Consider the following 17,664-nt stretch of genomic DNA (forward strand, 5'->3'; position numbering starts at 1 on the left):
CGAATCAGGACGATCGTCCAGATTTTGCTTTCAGAGCCGGGCTGCCAGCCGCCGACGAGTGCCTCAGAAGGCGATGACGCGGTTCGTCAGCCCCGGGCAGGTCACGGTGACCGCTGCCACCGTGCTGGTCCACCCGCCGAGCCGGGCCTGCACCTGCAACGTCCAGGACGTCGCGGCGAAGTCGCTGCGGAACGACGAGGTCAGCGACGCGGTGCGGGCCGACGTCGACTCGGTGTCGCGCACGACGCCCTCTCGCACGAGGGTGTAGACGTACGTGGCGCCGGTCAGCTGGCCGGTGTCGGAGAAGCCGTCGAGCCGCACGTCGACGCTCTCGTTGGCGAAGAGGCCGGCGCGGCAGCTGAAGCTGCCCGCGGGGTCGGTGGGCGTCACCATCGTCGCCGTCGTCACGGCGACCGCCTGGGCCGGCGGGGCGCTGCGGAAGGCGGCGGACGCGAGCTGCGGTGTCATCACCAGCAGCGCCACGAGCACGGCCAGCAGTGCGGCGCTGGTGCGGCTGGCGGCGAGGGACATGGCTGCTTCCTGAACGGGGACGGCACGGCGGGTGCCGGGACGTAGGACCATCGTGACGCGCCGGGTTCAACCGATCCGGCGGCTTTCCTCAAGAGCGCCGCAAGGTCTGCCATGATGACCCGCGATGGGCGACATGGGGCAGGACGGCACGCCGCAGACGAGCGGGACCTCGGCGGAGCGACGGGCGCTGGTCGTCGAGGACGACGAGGACATCCGAGCGCTGATCGAGATCTCGCTGGGCTCCCAGGGCTTCGAGGTGACCTCGGTCGGCACCGGCCTCGAGGGCGTGGAGGCGGTGCGCACCCTCGACCCCGACCTGGTGACCCTCGACCTCGGCCTGCCCGGCATCGACGGCATCGAGACCTGCCGCCGCATCCGCGAGCTCACCGACGCCTACGTCATCATGATCACCGCTCGCGACGACGAGATCGACCGGCTGCTCGGCCTCGAGACCGGCGCCGACGACTTCATCGCCAAGCCGTTCTCGGTGCGCGAGCTGAAGGCCCGCGTCAACGTGCTGTTCCGCCGTCCGCGCCGGCCCGCGCCCACCCCCGCCGGCGGCATCGACCTGGGCGCCCCGGTGGCCGCCGTGCCGGCTCCCGCGGAGCAGGCCACGGGTCACACCTCCCCCACCGACCACGAGGTGCTGCGCCACGGCCGGCTGCTGGTCGACGTCGACGGACGTCAGGCGTTCCGCGACGACGACGAGCTGCCGCTGACCCGTACGGAGTTCGACCTGCTCACCACGCTGATGCGCAGCCCTGCGCGGGTGTGGGGTCGCGAGACGCTGCTGCGCACCGTCTGGGGCACCGACTGGGCCACCGACACCCACCTGGTGGAGGTGCACATGGGCAACCTGCGCCGCAAGCTCGGCGCCGGCGCGTTCATCCGCACCGTGCGCGGGGTCGGCTACCGGATGGACGTCGCGGGCTGACCGCTCCCCGACCAGCGCCCTAGGCGCACTGCGCGAGGTAGTCGGCAAGGGCGCGGTCGGTGCGACCGGCGACGGGGGCGAGCAGCCCCACGCAGTCGACGGCGGTGTCGTGGTCACCGCGGCGCACGGCCTGCTCGACGTCGCCGGCGGCGTGGGCCAGGCGGTGGGCGCCGACGGTGGTGGAGGCGACGCGGAGGCTGAGCACCGCGTCGAGCGCGACCGGGGTGTCGTCGGCCTCGACGGCGCGGGACACCCGGTCGACCCGGGCCCAGAGCAGCGCGCGGTAGCGGCGGGCGAAGACGGCGGCGAACTCGGTGTTCGCCACCTCGCGCGCCATGACCTGCAGCGCGACGTCGTCGAGCACGGGGAGGTCCGCGCTCACTCCTCGTCCTCGCGCGTCCAGATCTGGACGAGCCCGAGGACGACGAGGAAGGCGAGGGCGACCCACAGCAGGCCGTGCTGGACGATCGGGCCGCGCAGCCAGCGCACGACCGTGCCGACCTCGGGCACCACGGCGGTCATCTGCCACACGGTGTCGCCCTCGATGACGGCGGTCCACGGGTCGGCGCCGGCGTTGGCGTCGCCCTGGGTGCGCACGGCGACGCTGCCGTCGTCGCCGCGGATGACCTCGACCACGCGGTGGGTCTCGACCCGGTGGTCCTCGATCGGGATCTGGTAGCTGATCACGTCACCCACGGCGAGGTCCGCGGCGGGACGCTGCTGGGTCACGACGACGTCACCGGGGCTGATGCCCGGCTCCATGCTGCCGGTGAGCATGGTGGCGGTGCGGTAGCCCAGCACGTGGGGCCCCACCGCGAGCAGCAGGAAGGCGAGCAGGCAGGCGACGAGCAGGAGGCTGGTCACCACGTTGCCCACCAGCCACAGCACGGTCCCGACCGTGGCACCCCGGCGCTCGACCGCGTCGCCGGTCCCGCGGTGGCGCCCGGTCGCCGAGGCGTCCGGGGCCGCCGGGGAGGCGGGGGCGGTCGTGGTGCTCATCGGGTGGTCCTCACGGTCGGGGCGGTGCGTGCGGCTGGGTGCTCGGCTGGGCGGGCGGCGGTCCGGCGGTGGGTGCCCGTGCGGTCACGAGGACCGCCAGGTGACCGCACGGGGGTCGGGTGGGGCGGGTCAGATCGCCTTGCCGGCGCGCTGGGTGGCGTCGAAGACGTAGGAGATCGTGGCGTTCTTGCCCTGGAAGGTGTTGTCGGCGGCCTCGGGCAGCGTCAGGCGCACCCGCAGGAAGGCGGAGCCGGGGGTGGTGGTGGCGCTGCCGGCGGTGGTGCCCGCGTTGAGCGCGGCCACGGTGGCGGCACCGAGGTCGACGTTGGGGTTGACCACGGCGCGGGAGGCGAGCACCGAGGTGACGGTGCCGCCACAGGTCAGCTCGTCGGTGTTGGCGGCCTTGGTCCAGGCCTGGCTGCACAGGTCGACGGTCATCTGCAGGCCCTTGGCGGTGTCGGTGGTGAGCACGCTGGACACGGGGGCGGTGGTGGTCATCTTGACCGAGCCGAAGGCCTCGCTGTTGGCGGCCCGGTTCAGGGTGATGGCGCGGTCGGCGGTGTCGGTCGGCACCATCTTGGAGACCGGCACGTCGAAGCCGCGGCTCGGGGTGGAGGTGGTGAGCACGATGTTGCCGGAGGCGACCGTCTCGTCGACCGCGGTGGTGGTCGAGGTGAACGCACCGAAGGTGCCGAGACCGGCGACCGAGGCGGCGCCGGCCACGAGGGCGACGGACGCGGCGACGCGGAAGCCGCCCTTGGAGAAGCGGCGGGTGGTGGTCTTGTGTGCAGTGCGCATCGGGGAGTCCTTGGTCTCGTGTGCCGGCCGGTTGCCGGCGTCGTGCTGATGACCAGAACTCTGCCGCCGCCGGCTCAAGCCCGAGCCGCGCAAAGACCCGACGTTCCCTCAAGACCACCGCAAGGTCCACCCACCCCTTCCCGACCCCCGTCACACGGTGTCGAACCACCCCGCGAGGGCCGGCACCCGGCGCAGCACCAGCTGGTCGATGGCGAGCACCACCACCAGCGAGAGCCCGAACAGCGGCAGGAACACCCCGAGCGCCACCACGGCTGCCAGCAGCAGCGGGGTCGAGCGCAGCGGCAGCCGGCCCCGCGGGGCCCCGACCCGGCCGGCGCCCGACGGTCGCCGCCGCCACCACATCAGCGGGCCCGAGAGGCACATGAACACGATGGCCAGGCACGACAGCGCCGCACCCCAGAACGACCACAGCCCCAGGCTGCGGCCCTCGTGCAGGCCGATGCCGTGGGACACGACCTGGGCGAGGGTCGGGTAGTCGTCGAAGCCGTACGTGGACACGACCTCGCCGTCGTAGCGGTCGACGTGCACGGTGCGCTCGTCGGAGGGGGCGTCGAAGGCGTAGCCGATGACGGAGTAGACCCCGTCGGCAGCGACGTCGTCGGGCGGGAGCGCCACGGTGAACGGGTGGCGCAGGCCCTCGCTGTCGGCCACCGCCACGGCGGTGTCGACGTTGGCCACGCTGCCGTCGTCGCTGGGACCACCCGAGCGCGGCACCTCGCTCTCCCCCATCGCCCACGGCACGTCCTGGCCGTGGCCGTGCGGCAGCGACTCGTCGAGGGTGGACGTCGGGGCCGAGAGCGCGCCCGGGTCGGTGCTCCACAGCGAGCTGCCGCGACCGGTCGCCACCTGCTGCACCGTCTCGCCCCACACCCCGGTCCAGGGCAGTCCCGAGACCAGCAGGAACAGCAGGCTGCCGCCCACCGCGAGCCCGACGGCGCCGTGCCGCGAGCGCAGCCTGCTGCCCGGACGTGCCGCTGCACGGGCCCGGCGCCGGGCCTTGGCGCCGCGCACGTAGAGGTAGTAGCCGGTGAGCGCCATGACGATGGCCCAGCAGGCGCCGAGCTCGAGCAGGTGCTCGCCGAGGCGACCCGCCATCAGGTCGGCGTGGATGCGCACGGCGGTGCCCGACAGGGTCGTGTCGGGGTTGACCGAGCCCTGCACGTCGGGGCCGAACGGGTCGACGTACACGTCGCGGGGGGTGCCGTCGGGCTGCACGACCGAGAACACGACGGCGTCGTCGGCCTCCGCCGGCTCGGTCATCGAGACCACGGTCGCGTCGGGGTAGGCCCGCTCCACCGCGGACTGCTGCGCGGCGTAGGGCTGGCGCACCTCGGCGGCCGCCGGGGGGTCGATGTGCATGATCTCGTCGTGCATCAGCGGCTCGAGCTGGAACCGGAAGAGGTAGATCAGGCCGGTCACGGCCAGCACCAGCAGCACGGGCACCACGAGGAAGGAGGCGAAGAAGTGCCAGCGCCAGGCGGCGCGGAACAGTCCGCTGCCGCGCGCGCGGCGCTTGGTGTCGGGGCGCTTGGTGTCGGGGCGGTCGGCGCGGGTGGACGGGGGGGTCGGCGGGGTGGTCAGGGCATCGGTCATCGCGGCTCTCCTGGAGTCGGCGTCGCGCGGCGCGAGCACGCACGGGGGCGCTCGGGCGGGGACGCAGGGACGCGCGTCGACACACGTCGACGCGCGGGGGTGGCTCAGGCGAGGAGAGCGGGCGGCCCGCGGCGTACGACGCAGCGGGCGAGGAGGGCGGTGACCGGGGGTGGCAGGTCGGGCCGGTCGGTGGCGGCGCGGGGCGCGGCGGGCAGCCGCAGCGCGCGCAGGGTGCGGAGGCGCGCGACCAGCAGCCACGGACGGACGAGCACGGTCCCGGCCAGGGCGAGCAGCGTGAACAGGGTGCGCTCCCCCACGGCCAGCCAGAGGCCGACCAGCGCGGCCGCCACGAGGTGGGCCACCATCATCGGGGCGTGCGCAGTGAGGTCGTCGACGAGGTGGCCCAGCGGCAGCGACGGGGCGGCCCCGGTGTCGGGGGCGCGGGCGAGGTAGGAGTCGAGCAGCGACCCGACGCGGCGCCCGTCGACCACGGGCAGGACGCCGTCGGCCGCGGTCGTGCCGGTGTGGGTGGCCGGGTGGGTAGCGGGGTGGGCGGCCGGGTGAGCGGCCGGGTCAGCGGCACCGGTGTGGCCGGCGGTGGCGCTCAGCACGAGGTGGACGGCCGTCTGGCCGCCGACCAGCAGGGCCACCATGCGCAGCGTCGAGGCGGGCCGCCCGAGGACCGCGACGCAGGTGAGCAGGGTGGACGTCGACAGCGCCACGAGTGGTGCCGCCCCGGGCAGCAGCCCGTCGGCCGAGACGTGCCCCACCACCCCGAGGAACAGGGTCACCGCGGTCAGCGCGAGCGCCCGCAGCCACAGCACGACCGGATCCACCCGGCCTGCCGGCGTGGTGGGGGTCGAGGGCGGCGGCATGACGGCCCCATCATCGCACCCCGCCCCGCCCCACGCTCCTCGTGAACCGGATGCTCGCCGGTAGCCCTGCTCGGCCAACGGACCCCGCCTCGGTGGTCGAGTGCCGAGGAGCCCTTCGAGACGCTCGCTGCGCTCGCTCCTCAGGAACCACGCCAGCGACGAGGTGTATCGGGACCACTACCGTCCGCCGGGGACTGGACCGGGGCAGGTACCAGCGCCGGCTGCGGGGGTTTCGACACGGGCGCTGCGCGCCCTGCCCAACCAACGATGAGGGGCCGGGCGCTGCGCGCCGTACTCGCCAACGAACCCCGGCCCGCTTCGGTGATCGAGTGCCGAGGAGCCCTTCGAGACGCTCGCTGCGCTCGCTCCTCAGGAACCACGCCAGCGACGAGGTGTATCGAGACCACGGAACCATCCGCTGGGACTCGACCAGGGCGAGTTCCAGCGTCGGCTGCGGGGGTTTCGACACGGGCGCTAGCGCGCCCTGCTCAACCAACGAGGGGGTCGGGCGCTAGCGCGCCCTGCCGACCAACGAGCGAGGAACTGCCCGCCGAGCAGGGCGCGGTCAGGTGAGGTGGGTGGTGCCGGTCGGGGCGACGGCGTAGCGGTGTCCGTGCGGGCTGACCCACTCATAGGCCGCGGCGGCGGTGCGGGTGTAGGTCCAGCCGTCGTGGGTCTTGGCCCGATGGTGGCGCCTGCACAGGCAGGCAAGGTTGTCGGTCGACGTCTGGCCGGGTGGGCCGCCGTCACTCAGCGCTCGGTAGGGGGTGATGTGGTCGACGTCGGATGACCGGGCGGGGCGGGTGCAGTGCGGGAAGCGGCAGGTGCCGTCACGCTGCACGACCAGCTCGCGCATCCGGTCGGGGACCTCGTAGGCGTCGCTGCGCAGCTGCTCCGCGAGGTCGAGGACCGGCCGGACCGTGACCTGGGTGCGGCTGGTGGCGCACCAGGTCTTGACCTGGTCGGCGGTCACGAACGAGCGGGTCTTGTCCACCCGGGCCAGGTGGAGGTCGTCGGGCGCGTCGTTGCGCAGTGCCGCCTCGCTGAGATGGACGTGCAGCACCACCTGCCGGGCCGGTCGTCGACGCGGTGTCCGGGCGGCCTCGGTGTCGTCGCGGGTCAGGTCGAGGGCGGTCTGGGCACGAGCGATCTCACCCACGGCCATCGCGCGGCGGGCGTCCAGCGACTCGGTGCAGCCCAGCTCGGCCAGCTGCGCGGCGCAGTGAGCAACCGCCGCATCCAGGTCCAACGCGTCGGCCAGGTCGAGGTCGCCCTCCACGTGCATGGTGCCGAACACCGACACCTGTGAGGTGTCCACGTCGAAGCACCGGTCGTCGGCGGCCTTCGCCGCTCGGACCCGAGCCTGTGCCGGGTCGTGGCGCGCAATGGCCTCGTCGACCAGCCGATCGAGCGCACGGAACCCGATCTTCGACGCCACCGGCGCGACGTGGCGGTCCACGAACGCCGCAGCATCCGGAGACAAGGCGAGCGTCTGCTCGGCCACCCGACGCGCCCGCCACACCTGCACGTCACCGGCGGTCAGCCGGGACCACAGCCGCGGCAGACGGTGGGCGATCTCCAGGGCGTGCCCGACGTACCGCATGCCGGCGTCACTGGACATGCCCAGCGCAGCAGCCAGCTCCACCACCGCGAACTCAGACACCAGCGGGGCACCATCGCCGGCGACCGCCAGCTGGCGGTCGGTGCCCGGCACCGTCGCTGCGTCCTCGAGCACGTCGTCGCACGGCTCCAGCTCGTTCGCAGCCGCCCACCTGACTGTTGCCACCAGCTGCGCCACCTCAGCGGCATCTGCCGCTGCCCGGTGCGCGCAGACCTCGCTCAGCAGCGCGTCGGTCGACGCGTCCTGAAGGCGGTAGCGGAGGGCGCTGGGCATGCCCTCATTCTACTCGAACACACGTTCGAATGCAGTGACTGTCCACCGGTTTCTGGCTTGTCATCTCGCAGGACATAGGTGACGGTTCCGCATCAGCACATCGGTGACACTGTCGCCGGTCTTCATGATGACACTTCCCTGGCCTTCAGGTCGGCGGGCGGGAGCCGTGCATGACCGCCGACGGGTCACCGTTGGCTTGCCGCTCGTGCTTGATGTGCGGGTGATCGAGGGCCGGCGACGTCGCGGCCATGCTTGACATGTGGGCGATCAGGGGTCTGGGTGGCCAACTCGCTACGCGCCGGCGTGGCGCAGACCGCGGAGCACCACCTGCAGCAACGTCTGCGCCAGAGGGCTCTGCGGCGACAGTTGCGCACCACGAACAGCTCGCGCGACGCCGCACATCACCAGCAGCACAGCCGGCGCGTCGACATCGGGATGCACCTCACCTGCCGACCGGGCCTGCTCCAGCAGCACCGCCAATCCTTCGAGCAGGTCCTGACGCATGGCATCGGTCTGCTGCAGCACCGGCGTCGCCCGAGCGGTCACCTTCTCGAACAGCTCGTCGGCGACGAGCAGAGCGAAGTGCGCTCGCAGCACCGGTTCCAGCAGCGGCCCGCTCGAGGCCCGGAGGATCTGGGCCAACTCCTCGAACCGGTCCCACACGAGTACCTCCTCGAGCTCCTCCACCGAGGCGAAGTGGCGGTAGACCGTCCCCACGCCCACCTCGGCAGCCCGCGCGACCGCGTTCAACGCCAGCGGCTCCCCCCGCGCGGCTACCTCGCGCGCAGCATCGACGATCCGGGCGCGGTTGCGTGCGGCGTCCTTGCGCAGTCCCTCCATCAGAGCAGTCTAACCGGACTGCGAATCAAAGTGGATGAGTCATCCGGTACGGTGGAGGCCACCTACCGGAAGGAACACCATGACCACCCCGACCCGCCCCCTCGCCGTCGTCACCGGCGCCAGCTCCGGCATCGGTGAGCAGTTCGCGCGCCGCTACGCCCGTGAGGGGTTCGACCTGCTCCTGGTCGCACGCTCGGCCACCGCCCTGCACGCGTTGGCCGCCGAGCTGACCCACGAGCACGGCACCACCGTCGACGTGCACGTCGCCGACCTCGCCGACCCGGCTGCCCTCGCCACGCTGACCGGTGAGCTGACGAGCGGACTTCCGCGCCTGGACCACCTCGTCAACTGCGCCGGCGTGGCTCCCGAAGGAGACCTGGCCGACACCGACGAGGAGACCATCCGGCACCTGGTCGAGCTCAACGTCGTCGCACTCACCCTGCTCACGCGCGCGGCCATCATCCGGATGCGCGCCGCCAAGCGGGGCACGATCGTCAACGTCGCCAGCGGAGCCGCTTACCAGCCCACCCCGCACCTCGCCGCGTACGGGGCGTCCAAGAGCTGGGTACTCATGCTCACGGAAGCGATGTCGGAGGAGAACCGCGCCCACGGCCTCAGGATCCTGTCGGTGGCCCCCGGTGACACCGAGACCCCGATGAACCCGGGAGCAGCCAAGAACAAGCGGCAACCCGCGCAGGTCGTCGACACGGCCTTCAAGGCCATGCCGGGGAGGGCCCCCTCGGTGGTGGACGGACTCGCGAACAGCGTCACGGCCACGCTGTCCACCCGCCTGTTCCCCCGACGCTTCCGGTTGCGAGTAGCGGAGCGGATGATGCGCGACAAGGCCTGACAGGCATCGACGACACAGTCGGCCAGCGAATCCTCAGCCGGGAGCAGCGCGGCAGAAAACGCCGAGGCGCCTTCGGTCCACGCACGGGCCACAAGACTCGGGCGGGCAACTCGACGCCACCGAGTACGTCCTGGCCGGCGGCCACGAGTGCGTGATCTTCCACCTCCTGGACGACCACCCCCGCTACGCCCTGACCTCCCTCACCGCAGCCGGTGAGACCGCAGGCGCCGCGATGGCGGTCTTCGACGAGGCGGTGACCGCCCGCCCACGGACTCCACCAGCGGCGGCTGACGACAACGGGGCCGCGCTGAACCCCACCCGGCGCGGTTTCACGGGCCAGCTCGTCGAGAACGTGTCCCGCCTCGGTGGTCGAGTGCCGAGGAGCGCCAGCGACGAGGTGTATCGAGACCACACGACCGGCCGCTCGCACCCGTCCCACAGCAGGTCCCAGCACCAGCTGCGGAGGTTTCGACACGGGCGCTGCGCGCCCTGCTCAACCAACGAACGAACGGGGACTCTGCGCCGCGCGCCCTGCTCAAACAACGAAAGAACGGGGCCGGGCGCTGCGGAAGGGCGGACCTCAGAGGCGGGGGCGGTCGCGGCGGCCGCGGAGGGCGTCCTCGACGAGCCCGACGGAGCGCCGTACGCCGAGGAGGCGGGCGTCCTCGCGCAGCCAGGTCTCGACCGCGGCCTCCACCACCTCGGGCGGCACGACGTGGCGCAGGTCGGCGCGCGCCTCGCTGAGGCCCCGCCGACAGGCCGCCTGGCCGGCCTCGACGTGCAGCAGGGCGAAGCGGGCGAGCACCACCACGTGCTTGCGCATCGCGGGATAGGCGCGGTAGTCGGGTGGGCACTGGTCGAGCAGCCAGGCGGCAGCGGTGGCCTCCCAGTCGGGCGCGTCGGGCGCGCGCACCTCCAACGGCCAGCCGGGCGGGGCGACGGGGGAGCTCATCGCACCACCCTAGTCGAACACGTGTTCGACGACGAGGTCAGTCGTGGAGACCGACGCAGTCGCAGTCCCAGAACGCGTCGGGGTAGACCAGTGCGCCGTCCAGCGCCGGGTCGAGCGGCGCCGTCAGCGCCACCTGGAACGCGGCCGCCGGGATCCGCGCCGACGGGCGGGTGACGCCGTGGTCGAGCGCGGGGACGAAGCCGCGGCGCCCGTAGTAGCCGGGGTCGCCCTCCAGGAACACCGCCGGCCAGCCGTCGGCGGCGGCGTGGGCCAGCGCGTCGGCCACCAGCGCGGCACCCACACCCTGGCGGTGGTGCTCGGGGGCGACCGACAGCGGGCTGAGCACGAGCACCGGGCGCAGCCGGTCGCGGGCGTCGACCCAGGCCCGGCTGAGCACGACGTGGCCCACGAGCGCGCCGTCCACCTCGGCCACGAGGGCCAGCTCGACCTTGCGCGTGGTCTCCAGCGCCGCTGCGAGCCGCACCACGCGCGGGCCCTCGTCGCCGAACGCCGCCGCGATCACCCGCTCCACCGCGTCCCGGTCCTCGACCCGCGCCGGGCGCACCTCCAGCGCGCCCATCAGCCGGCCAGGAAGCTCAGGCGCACGGTGCGCTCGGCGTTGTCGACGTTGAGGTCGACCAGGCAGACGCTCTGCCACGTGCCGAGGGCCACCTCGCCGCCGAGCACGGGCAGCGAGGCGTACGGCGCCACCAGCGCGGGCATCACGTGGGACCGGCCGTGGCCCGGCGAGCCGTGCCGGTGGCGCCAGCGGTCGTCAGCGGGCAGCAGGTCACCCAGCGCGGCCAGCAGGTCGTCGTCGCTGCCGGCGCCCGTCTCGAGCACCGCGACCCCCGCGGTGGCGTGCGGGACGAACACGTGCACGAGGCCGTCACCGCGCCCGGCGCAGAAGTCGGCCACCTCGCGGGTGATGTCGAGGACGCGCTCGCGCCCGCCGGTGCGGAAGGTGCGGGTCTCGGAGTCCATGTCGGCGATCGTGCCAGGCGCCGCCGGGCCGCGACCTCACCCGGGGGTGGGCCCGGCCGGGGCGGAGGCTCAGCCCTCCAGCCAGGCGCGGAAGGCCCGGGCGTCGTACGGCCTGCCCAGGAACCGCTCGACCAGGTCGGCGGCGTCCGCGCTGCCGCCCGCGGCCAGCACCCGGTCGCGGTAGCGCGTGGCGACCTCGGGCGCCATCAGGTCGGCGGGGTCGAAGGCGGAGAACAGGTCCTTCGCGATCACCAGGCTCCACATGTAGGTGTAGTACGCCGACGTGTAGCCGCCCAGGTGGCCGAACGAGGTGTGGAAGTGCGTGCCGGGCAGCGCCGCGAACGCGGCGTACTGCTCGGAGAGCTCCATCAGCCGCGCGGTGAGGTCGGCGGGCCGGTCGCGGTGGAACTGGTAGGACACGGCGGCGTAGAACATCTGGGTGCGGGCGTAGCAGCCCTTGCCGACCTCCTCGGCCGCACGCATCCGCGCCACCAGGTCGGCGGGGATGGCCCGGCCGTCGTCGTCGGTGGCGAAGGTCGCCAGCACGGCGGCGTCCCAGGCCCACTCCTCCAGCAGCTGGCTGGGGGCCTCCACGAAGTCCCACTCGGTCGCGACCCCGGAGAAGCGCACCCACGGGTGACGCCCGGCCAGGACGTGGTGGAGCAGGTGGCCGAACTCGTGGAACAGGGTGACCACCTCCGAGTGGGCCATCCGCCCGCGCCCGAAGTTGCACACCAGCACGCCCTCGGGCAGCTGCCGGCCGGCGACACCGCTGACCAGGTCGAACTGCGCGGCGTGGTGGTACTTGCCGGGTCGCGGGTGGAGGTCGAGGTAGATCCGCCCCAGGACGACGCCGTCGAGGGAGACGTCGTGCACGGTGACCTCCTCGTGCCACACCGGCGCGTCGGGCACGTCCGTGTAGGTCAGCCCGAACAGGCGGCCGGTGACGTCGAGCAGACCGCGGCGCACCCGGGTGAAGTCGAAGTGCGCGCGCACGGCCTGCGCGTCGAGGTCGTGGCGCTCGCGGCGCACCAGCTCGGTGTAGTAGCGGCTGTCGGCGACGTCGACCTGCGCCAGGTCGGGGTGGTCGACGCGGGCCCGCTCGAGCAGGACGGCGACGTCGCGGTCGGAGGCGGCGCGTGCGTCGGCGGCGATGCGGTCGACGAACTCGCCGGCGGCCGCCCCGGTGCCGATCATCTTGACCTCGGCGTCGTGGTCGGGCCAGCCGTCGTGGCCCAGGGTGGTGGCCTGCTCGTGGCGCACGTCGAGCAGCTCGCGCAGCACGGCGTCGTTGGCCGGGGCGAGCGTGTAGAACGTCGTGGCGACCGCGTGGCGGGCCTCGCGGTCGGTGGAGAACGTGAGGAACGGGTGGGTGTCGGGGTACGCCGTGGTGATCTCCACCGTGCCGTCGGCGTCGACCGGGTGGGCCTCGACGTAGTCGGCCGGCAGCCCGTCGAGGGCCGTCGCAGGCACCCGGGTGGCCGCGGCGCCGTCGCGAATGGTGCGGGAGAACTCCTGGGCCAGCTCGCCGGCCCGCTCCGCGAGGTGCGTGAGGCGGGCCCGGGTCTCCTCGTCGCGGTCGACGCCTGCCCGGCGGAAGTCGCGCAGGGCGTCGTTGAGCAGGCGCTGGGCGCCGTCGCCCAGGTCGTCGACGGCGTGCTCCACCGAGGCGAGCCGGTCGTGGAGGGCGGCGTCGAGCACCAGCGCGGTGCGGAAGCGGTGGAGCTCCTGCTCCAGCGCCTCGGCGGACCCGCGGAGGGCGGCGTCGGGGTGCACCTGCGAGAGCAGCGAGCACACCGCGAAGGCGTTGGCGAGGGCGAGGTGCAGGTCGTTCCAGAGCGTCAGGGCGCTCGCGTCACCCGGGTCGAGGGCGCGCATCGCGTCGGCCGTACGGCGCGCCTCGGCGAGCCCGCCGCTGCCTCGGTCGGCGAGGAAGGCGTGCCAGGCCTCGGCGTCACCGACCCCGGGGAGGACGAGCGGAGCGGGGGCGGCCGGGCCGGCGTCGGGGGTCACCCGCGCAGGCTAGCCCGCGCGCCGACGTACCGGGTCCGGTCGACCGGCGGGCTCACGCGACGAGGCAGGGCTCAGGCGGCGAGGCCGGGCTCCTCGGCCGCGACGGTGCCGTCGGGGTCGTCGACGCCGCCCGCGCACGACACGCCCCGCTCGGGAGCCGTCTCGCCGTTGCCGAACGCGTCGAGGAAGAGGTCGAGCCGGGGGTCGTCGGCGCCGTCGAGGGCCAGCTGCTCGCCCCACACCGTCACGACGACCGGGGAGTCCAGGCCCTCCCACGGCGACATGATGCCGTTGTCGGGCAGCACGTCGGCCAGGGCCGCGACGACGTCCTCGGCCAGTCCGGGTTCGTAGGCGATGAACACCGTGCCGTGCTCGAGGTCGTGCACGAGGTTCTCCTCGCGCACCTGCTCCTCGTAGACGCCGCAGTCGAGCCAGACGGGGTCGTGGGGACCGCCCACGGGCGGCGACTGCGGGTAGTCGACGTCGCCGTCGACGTGCTCGCGGGGCAGGTCGGTGTACTGCTCCACCGCCGCGAGCGTGGGCTGTTCGGCAGGCGGGTCCTCGGCGCGGGTGACCAGCAGCGGCACCAGCACCGCCGCGGCCACGATCAGCACGGCGGCGGCCAGGGCGAGCAGCAGGCGCGTACGGCGGCGACGCGGCGGCTGCGGCGGACCACCCACCGGGTACGCCGTCCAGCCCGGCGGCGGGCCGGCCGGCGGCGGGCCTGCCGGCGGCGAGCCGTAGGGCGGCGGACCTGCCGGCGGCGGACCTGCCGGCGGCGGACCAGAGGGGGGCGGACCGGGCGGGACCTGCGTCATCCCCGGTCGAGGATCTGCTCGACGCGCTCGACCTTGGCGGTGAGCTGCCCGTCCCACCCGGGACGGATGTCGGCCTTGAGCACCAGCCCGACGCGGGGTGAGACGGCCGCGACGACGTCCACGGCGCGCTTGACCACCGCCATCACCTCGTCCCACTCCCCCTCGATGTTGGTGAACATCGCATTGGTCTCGCAGGGCAGTCCCGACTCGCGCACGACCCGCACGGCGGCCGCCACCGCCTCGGAGACGCCGCCGGTCTCGTCGCCGCTGGTGGGACTGATGCTGAAGGCCACGATCATTGCTCCACCGTAGAGGGACGGGGGTCGTCGGCGGGCAGGGCGGTGCGCAGCCGGGTCAGCGCGTCCCGCGCCTGCGACTTCACCGTGCCGACCGCCACGCCGAGCGCCTCGGCGGTCTCCCGTTCGCTGAGGTCGTCGAAGTACCGCAGCACGACCACCGCGCGCTGGCGCGGCGGCAGGCTCGCCAGGGCCTCGCGCAGCACCGCGCGGTCGTCGATGAGGTCGTCGAGCCGCGCGTCGGGTGCCTCCACCTCGGGCAGCACCGCCGTCGACGTCTCCCGCCAGCGGCGGGCACGCCAGCGCGAGACGCTCTCCCGCGCCAGCACCCGCCGCACGTAGGGCTCGGGTCGCGCCGCGATCTTGCGCCAGTGCGGCACGGTCTTGGCCAGCGCCAGCTGCACCAGGTCCTCGGCGTCGTCGTGGTGGCCGGTCAGCAGGTAGGCCGTGCGCAGCAGCGCCGGGCGCCGCGCGGCCACGAACTCCTCGAAGCCGGCGCGGTCAGGGGAGGTCACGGCGCCTCCAGGCGCGGACGGCGAGCAGGCCCAGGGCGACCACCGCGAGGGCTGTCCCGCTGGTGACCCGGGGGTCCAGCGGTGTCGGCGGCTCGACCCCCGGTCGCGCGGGTCGGGCCAGCAGGTCGGTGGCGAGCTGGAACGTCATCGTGGCGTCGGTCGCGAGCACGCGCTGCGCCCGCCCGGCCTGCACGTCGAGCAGGTCGACGGTCATCACCTGCTCGCCGTCGACCGTGCGCAGACGCACCGCGGCCACGTCGTCGCCGACCCAGCCCAGCACCTCCCACGTGCGGTCGGAGTCCGGCACGACACGCGTCGTCCCTGTTGCGACGTCACCCACCAGGACGCGGTTCGGGCAGCGGTCGGCCTGTCGCGTCCCGCGGCCGGACGCCACGGCGACGCGCTCCGCCAACGGGTCGAGCACGGCGGTCCCGCAGGCACGCGGAGGGACGGGGAGCGGTGCGGCCCGCCCGTCCGGACGCAGGAGCGGACGGTCGCCGCTCTCGTCGAGCAGCACGCCGTCGACGGCGTCGACCACCGTGGCGCCCCGCTCCACGTCGCGGCGCACCACCGGGGCCTCGTCGCCGAGGTCCCAGGTGGCCACCGGGCCGAAGGCGATCGAGCCCTGGTCCATGTCGGGGTCGTCGTCGCCGCCGAGGTACTGGCCGTAGCCCAGGACCAGGGTGTCGTCGTCGGCCCAGGTCAGCGAGGTCGACCCGAGCCCGTGCGCCGTGTCGACCTCGTGGCGCACCACCTCGGCCGTGACCGTGTCGTAGACCGCGACCCCGGTCACCGGGCCGCTGTCCGAGCTGGGCGAGGCGGAGGTCGTGCCGGTGGTCCAGTAGGCGACGTGCCGACCGTCCGGCGCCAGCGCGGGCGTCTCGGCGAGGCGTCCGGTGCCGTCGTGCGCGGCGTCCGGCAGGTCGAGGTAGGCGTAGCCGCCGTCCAGTGCCGAGACGCCGACGAGCCCGTCCGACCCGCCGGCCCACCCCCCGCGCTCGGCGAGCACCACCGCGGCCAGCGGACCCACGGGGCCGGTGGATCCCGTGCCGGGCAACCACGTGCCCGGCTCCCACAAGCGGTCGGGCAGCGCCGCGACGGCGTCCGACGACGCGGGGGCGACCGTCGGGCGCGCGCGCTGCCAGGTCACGCCGGCCAGCACCACCAGCACCAGGGCGGCGAACGCCGCGACGCCCACGGTGCCGGCGCGGCGCTCCCGCTGCCAGCGGGTGCCCCGGTCCCAGGCGTCGCCGGGGTCGGGACCGACCTGCACGTCCTCGGCCAGGTCGGCGAGACGTCGTCGGAGCGTGTCGGGCGCGGTCATCGGGTCCTCCTCGGGGTCCTACCCCCTCATACGCGACGGGGCCGGTCGCAGGAGGGGTCGTCGCCGCTGCCCCGACACGCCAGACTGGCCCGGTGATGACCTCCCCCGTCGCCCGTGACCCCCGCACGACCGCGCTGCCCGACGGCACGACCCACGTCGAGCACGAGCTGGTGGTGCCGCTCGACCACGCCGACCCCGCCCGCGGCTCGATCGTCGTCTTCGCCCGCGAGGTGGTGGCGTCCGGCGGCGGCGAGCGGCCCTACCTGGTGTTCCTGCAGGGCGGGCCGGGCTCGGAGGCCCCGCGACCGACGGCGTCGCCCACCGGACCCGGCTGGCTCGCGCAGGCGCTCCCCCACTTCCGGGTGCTGCTGCTCGACCAGCGCGGCACCGGCCGCTCGACCCCGGTCGGCGGGCCCGACGAGGTCGGCGCGACGCCCGAGGAGCAGGCCGACCGGCTCGCGCTGTTCCGCGCCGACGCGATCGTCGCCGACGCCGAGCTGTTCCGCGCCCACCTCGGCGTGGAGCGCTGGTCGGTGCTGGGGCAGTCGTTCGGCGGGTTCTGCCTGCTGCACTACCTGTCGGTGGCACCGGGCTCCCTGGCCGCGGGCTACTTCACCGGCGGCGTCCCGCCGGTCGGGCGCCCCCTCGACGACGTGTACGCCGCGACCTACGCCACCGTGCTCGAGCGCAACCGGCTGCACCACGAGCGCTACCCCGACGACCTCGACCGCGTGCGCCGGGTGCACGAGCTCGCCGCCGAGGGCCGCATCGTGCTGCCCAACGGCGACCGGCTGACCCCGGCCCGGTTCCGCGGCGCCGGCAACGTGCTGGGCATGTCGTACGGCTCGGAGGTGCTCCACCACCTGCTCGAGCTCGACCCCCTCTCGCGCGGGTTCCGCCACGACCTCGCCCACCAGACGCCGTGGGGGTCGCGCAACCCGCTCTACACGCTGCTGCAGGAGGCCTGCTACGCCGACGGCGGCGTCACCGGCTGGGCCGCCGAGCGGGCCATGCCCGGCGCGTTCCACGACGACCCCACGCTGTTCCTCGGCGAGCACGTGCTGCGCGCGACCCTCGACGACGACTCCGACCTCGCGCCGTTCGCCGCCGCCGCCGACCTGCTCGCCCAGCGCGACTGGCCCCGGCTGTACGACGAGCGGTCGCTGGCCGGCTGCGAGGTGCCGTGCGCCGCGGCCGTCTACGCCCGCAACCCGTACGTTGACGCCCGGCTGTCGCTGGAGACCGCCGAGCTGGTGCCGGGCCTGCGCACGTGGGTCACCGACGCCCACGAGCACGACGGCCTGCGCACCTCGCCGGAGACGGTGCTGCGCCACCTGTTCGACCTGGTGCCCCCGCCGACCGCCTGAGCGCCGGACGCCCCCGAACCGCTCGGCACCCACCCGGACCGCCCCGCACGCACCGGTGCC

The 17,664-nt window shown here is 74.2% G+C and carries 19 protein-coding genes; 3 read left to right on the forward strand and 16 right to left on the reverse strand.

The features are described from left to right. Window positions 1–63 precede the first annotated feature (63 nt). Window positions 64–531, reverse strand: a complete 468-nt coding sequence (locus AC4OR8_RS10715; RefSeq protein WP_492165542.1) for a hypothetical protein — start codon at window positions 529–531, stop codon at window positions 64–66. A 124-nt stretch (window positions 532–655) separates the two neighbouring features. On the opposite strand from AC4OR8_RS10715, the gene AC4OR8_RS10720 reads away from it, so the two are divergent. Then, entirely contained in the window at window positions 656–1,465 is an 810-nt protein-coding gene (locus AC4OR8_RS10720) for a response regulator transcription factor (RefSeq protein WP_492165543.1), read from the forward strand. 19 nt (window positions 1,466–1,484) lie between these two features. On the opposite strand, the gene AC4OR8_RS10725 is transcribed toward AC4OR8_RS10720, so the two are convergent. The 7 genes from AC4OR8_RS10725 to AC4OR8_RS10755 form a co-directional block, all read right to left on the reverse strand. Beyond that, entirely contained in the window at window positions 1,485–1,847 is a 363-nt protein-coding gene (locus tag AC4OR8_RS10725; protein ID WP_492165544.1) for a hypothetical protein, read from the reverse strand. Continuing rightward, window positions 1,844–2,464, reverse strand: a complete 621-nt coding sequence (locus AC4OR8_RS10730) for a signal peptidase I (RefSeq protein ID WP_492165545.1) — start codon at window positions 2,462–2,464, stop codon at window positions 1,844–1,846. Before AC4OR8_RS10730 ends, AC4OR8_RS10725 begins: the two co-directional genes overlap by 4 nt. A 129-nt stretch (window positions 2,465–2,593) precedes the next feature. Next, window positions 2,594–3,262: a TasA family protein gene (locus tag AC4OR8_RS10735; protein WP_492165546.1), complete on the reverse strand. Its 669-nt coding sequence runs from the start codon at window positions 3,260–3,262 to the stop codon at window positions 2,594–2,596. Between the two features lie 150 nt (window positions 3,263–3,412). After that, entirely contained in the window at window positions 3,413–4,876 is a 1,464-nt protein-coding gene (locus AC4OR8_RS10740) for a PepSY-associated TM helix domain-containing protein (protein ID WP_492165547.1), read from the reverse strand. A 104-nt stretch (window positions 4,877–4,980) separates the two neighbouring features. Then, entirely contained in the window at window positions 4,981–5,751 is a 771-nt protein-coding gene (locus AC4OR8_RS10745) for a hypothetical protein (RefSeq protein WP_492165548.1), read from the reverse strand. Window positions 5,752–6,316: 565 nt separating this feature from the next. Continuing rightward, the gene (locus AC4OR8_RS10750) at window positions 6,317–7,645 is read right to left on the reverse strand and encodes an HNH endonuclease signature motif containing protein (RefSeq protein ID WP_492165549.1); all 1,329 of its coding nucleotides are present in this window, start codon (window positions 7,643–7,645) and stop codon (window positions 6,317–6,319) included. Between the two features lie 291 nt (window positions 7,646–7,936). After that, entirely contained in the window at window positions 7,937–8,485 is a 549-nt protein-coding gene (locus AC4OR8_RS10755; RefSeq protein ID WP_492165550.1) for a TetR/AcrR family transcriptional regulator, read from the reverse strand. Between the two features lie 79 nt (window positions 8,486–8,564). Between AC4OR8_RS10755 and AC4OR8_RS10760 the strand changes: the two genes are divergently transcribed. Continuing rightward, window positions 8,565–9,335: an SDR family NAD(P)-dependent oxidoreductase gene (locus tag AC4OR8_RS10760; protein ID WP_492165551.1), complete on the forward strand. Its 771-nt coding sequence runs from the start codon at window positions 8,565–8,567 to the stop codon at window positions 9,333–9,335. Between the two features lie 580 nt (window positions 9,336–9,915). Here AC4OR8_RS10760 and AC4OR8_RS10765 read toward each other — a convergent pair. The 8 genes from AC4OR8_RS10765 to AC4OR8_RS10800 all read right to left on the reverse strand — a co-directional run bounded on the left by AC4OR8_RS10765 (window position 9,916) and on the right by AC4OR8_RS10800 (window position 16,237). After that, the gene (locus AC4OR8_RS10765; protein ID WP_492165552.1) at window positions 9,916–10,287 is read right to left on the reverse strand and encodes a hypothetical protein; all 372 of its coding nucleotides are present in this window, start codon (window positions 10,285–10,287) and stop codon (window positions 9,916–9,918) included. Between the two features lie 37 nt (window positions 10,288–10,324). Beyond that, window positions 10,325–10,867, reverse strand: a complete 543-nt coding sequence (locus tag AC4OR8_RS10770) for a GNAT family N-acetyltransferase (protein ID WP_492165553.1) — start codon at window positions 10,865–10,867, stop codon at window positions 10,325–10,327. Continuing rightward, window positions 10,867–11,271, reverse strand: coding sequence for a YjbQ family protein (locus tag AC4OR8_RS10775; protein WP_492165554.1), 405 nt, complete (start codon window positions 11,269–11,271; stop codon window positions 10,867–10,869). Before AC4OR8_RS10775 ends, AC4OR8_RS10770 begins: the two co-directional genes overlap by 1 nt. 69 nt (window positions 11,272–11,340) lie before the next feature. Then, a complete protein-coding gene (locus AC4OR8_RS10780) occupies window positions 11,341–13,284 on the reverse strand; it encodes a M3 family metallopeptidase (RefSeq protein WP_492165555.1) in 1,944 nt (647 codons plus the stop codon). 71 nt (window positions 13,285–13,355) lie between these two features. After that, a complete protein-coding gene (locus AC4OR8_RS10785) occupies window positions 13,356–13,964 on the reverse strand; it encodes a thioredoxin-like domain-containing protein (protein ID WP_492165556.1) in 609 nt (202 codons plus the stop codon). Window positions 13,965–14,098: 134 nt separating this feature from the next. Beyond that, window positions 14,099–14,401: a thiamine-binding protein gene (locus AC4OR8_RS10790; RefSeq protein WP_492165557.1), complete on the reverse strand. Its 303-nt coding sequence runs from the start codon at window positions 14,399–14,401 to the stop codon at window positions 14,099–14,101. Then, entirely contained in the window at window positions 14,398–14,913 is a 516-nt protein-coding gene (locus tag AC4OR8_RS10795; RefSeq protein ID WP_492165558.1) for a SigE family RNA polymerase sigma factor, read from the reverse strand. Before AC4OR8_RS10795 ends, AC4OR8_RS10790 begins: the two co-directional genes overlap by 4 nt. Continuing rightward, on the reverse strand, window positions 14,900–16,237 hold the full coding sequence (locus AC4OR8_RS10800) for a hypothetical protein (RefSeq protein WP_492165559.1): 1,338 nt from the start codon (window positions 16,235–16,237) through the stop codon (window positions 14,900–14,902). The genes AC4OR8_RS10795 and AC4OR8_RS10800 overlap by 14 nt, the downstream gene beginning before the upstream one ends. A gap of 95 nt (window positions 16,238–16,332) precedes the next feature. Between AC4OR8_RS10800 and AC4OR8_RS10805 the strand changes: the two genes are divergently transcribed. Further along, window positions 16,333–17,604: an alpha/beta fold hydrolase gene (locus tag AC4OR8_RS10805; protein ID WP_492166410.1), complete on the forward strand. Its 1,272-nt coding sequence runs from the start codon at window positions 16,333–16,335 to the stop codon at window positions 17,602–17,604. Window positions 17,605–17,664 lie beyond the last annotated feature (60 nt).

The sequence above is a fragment of the Nocardioides sp. FY1077 genome, assembly GCF_058681775.1.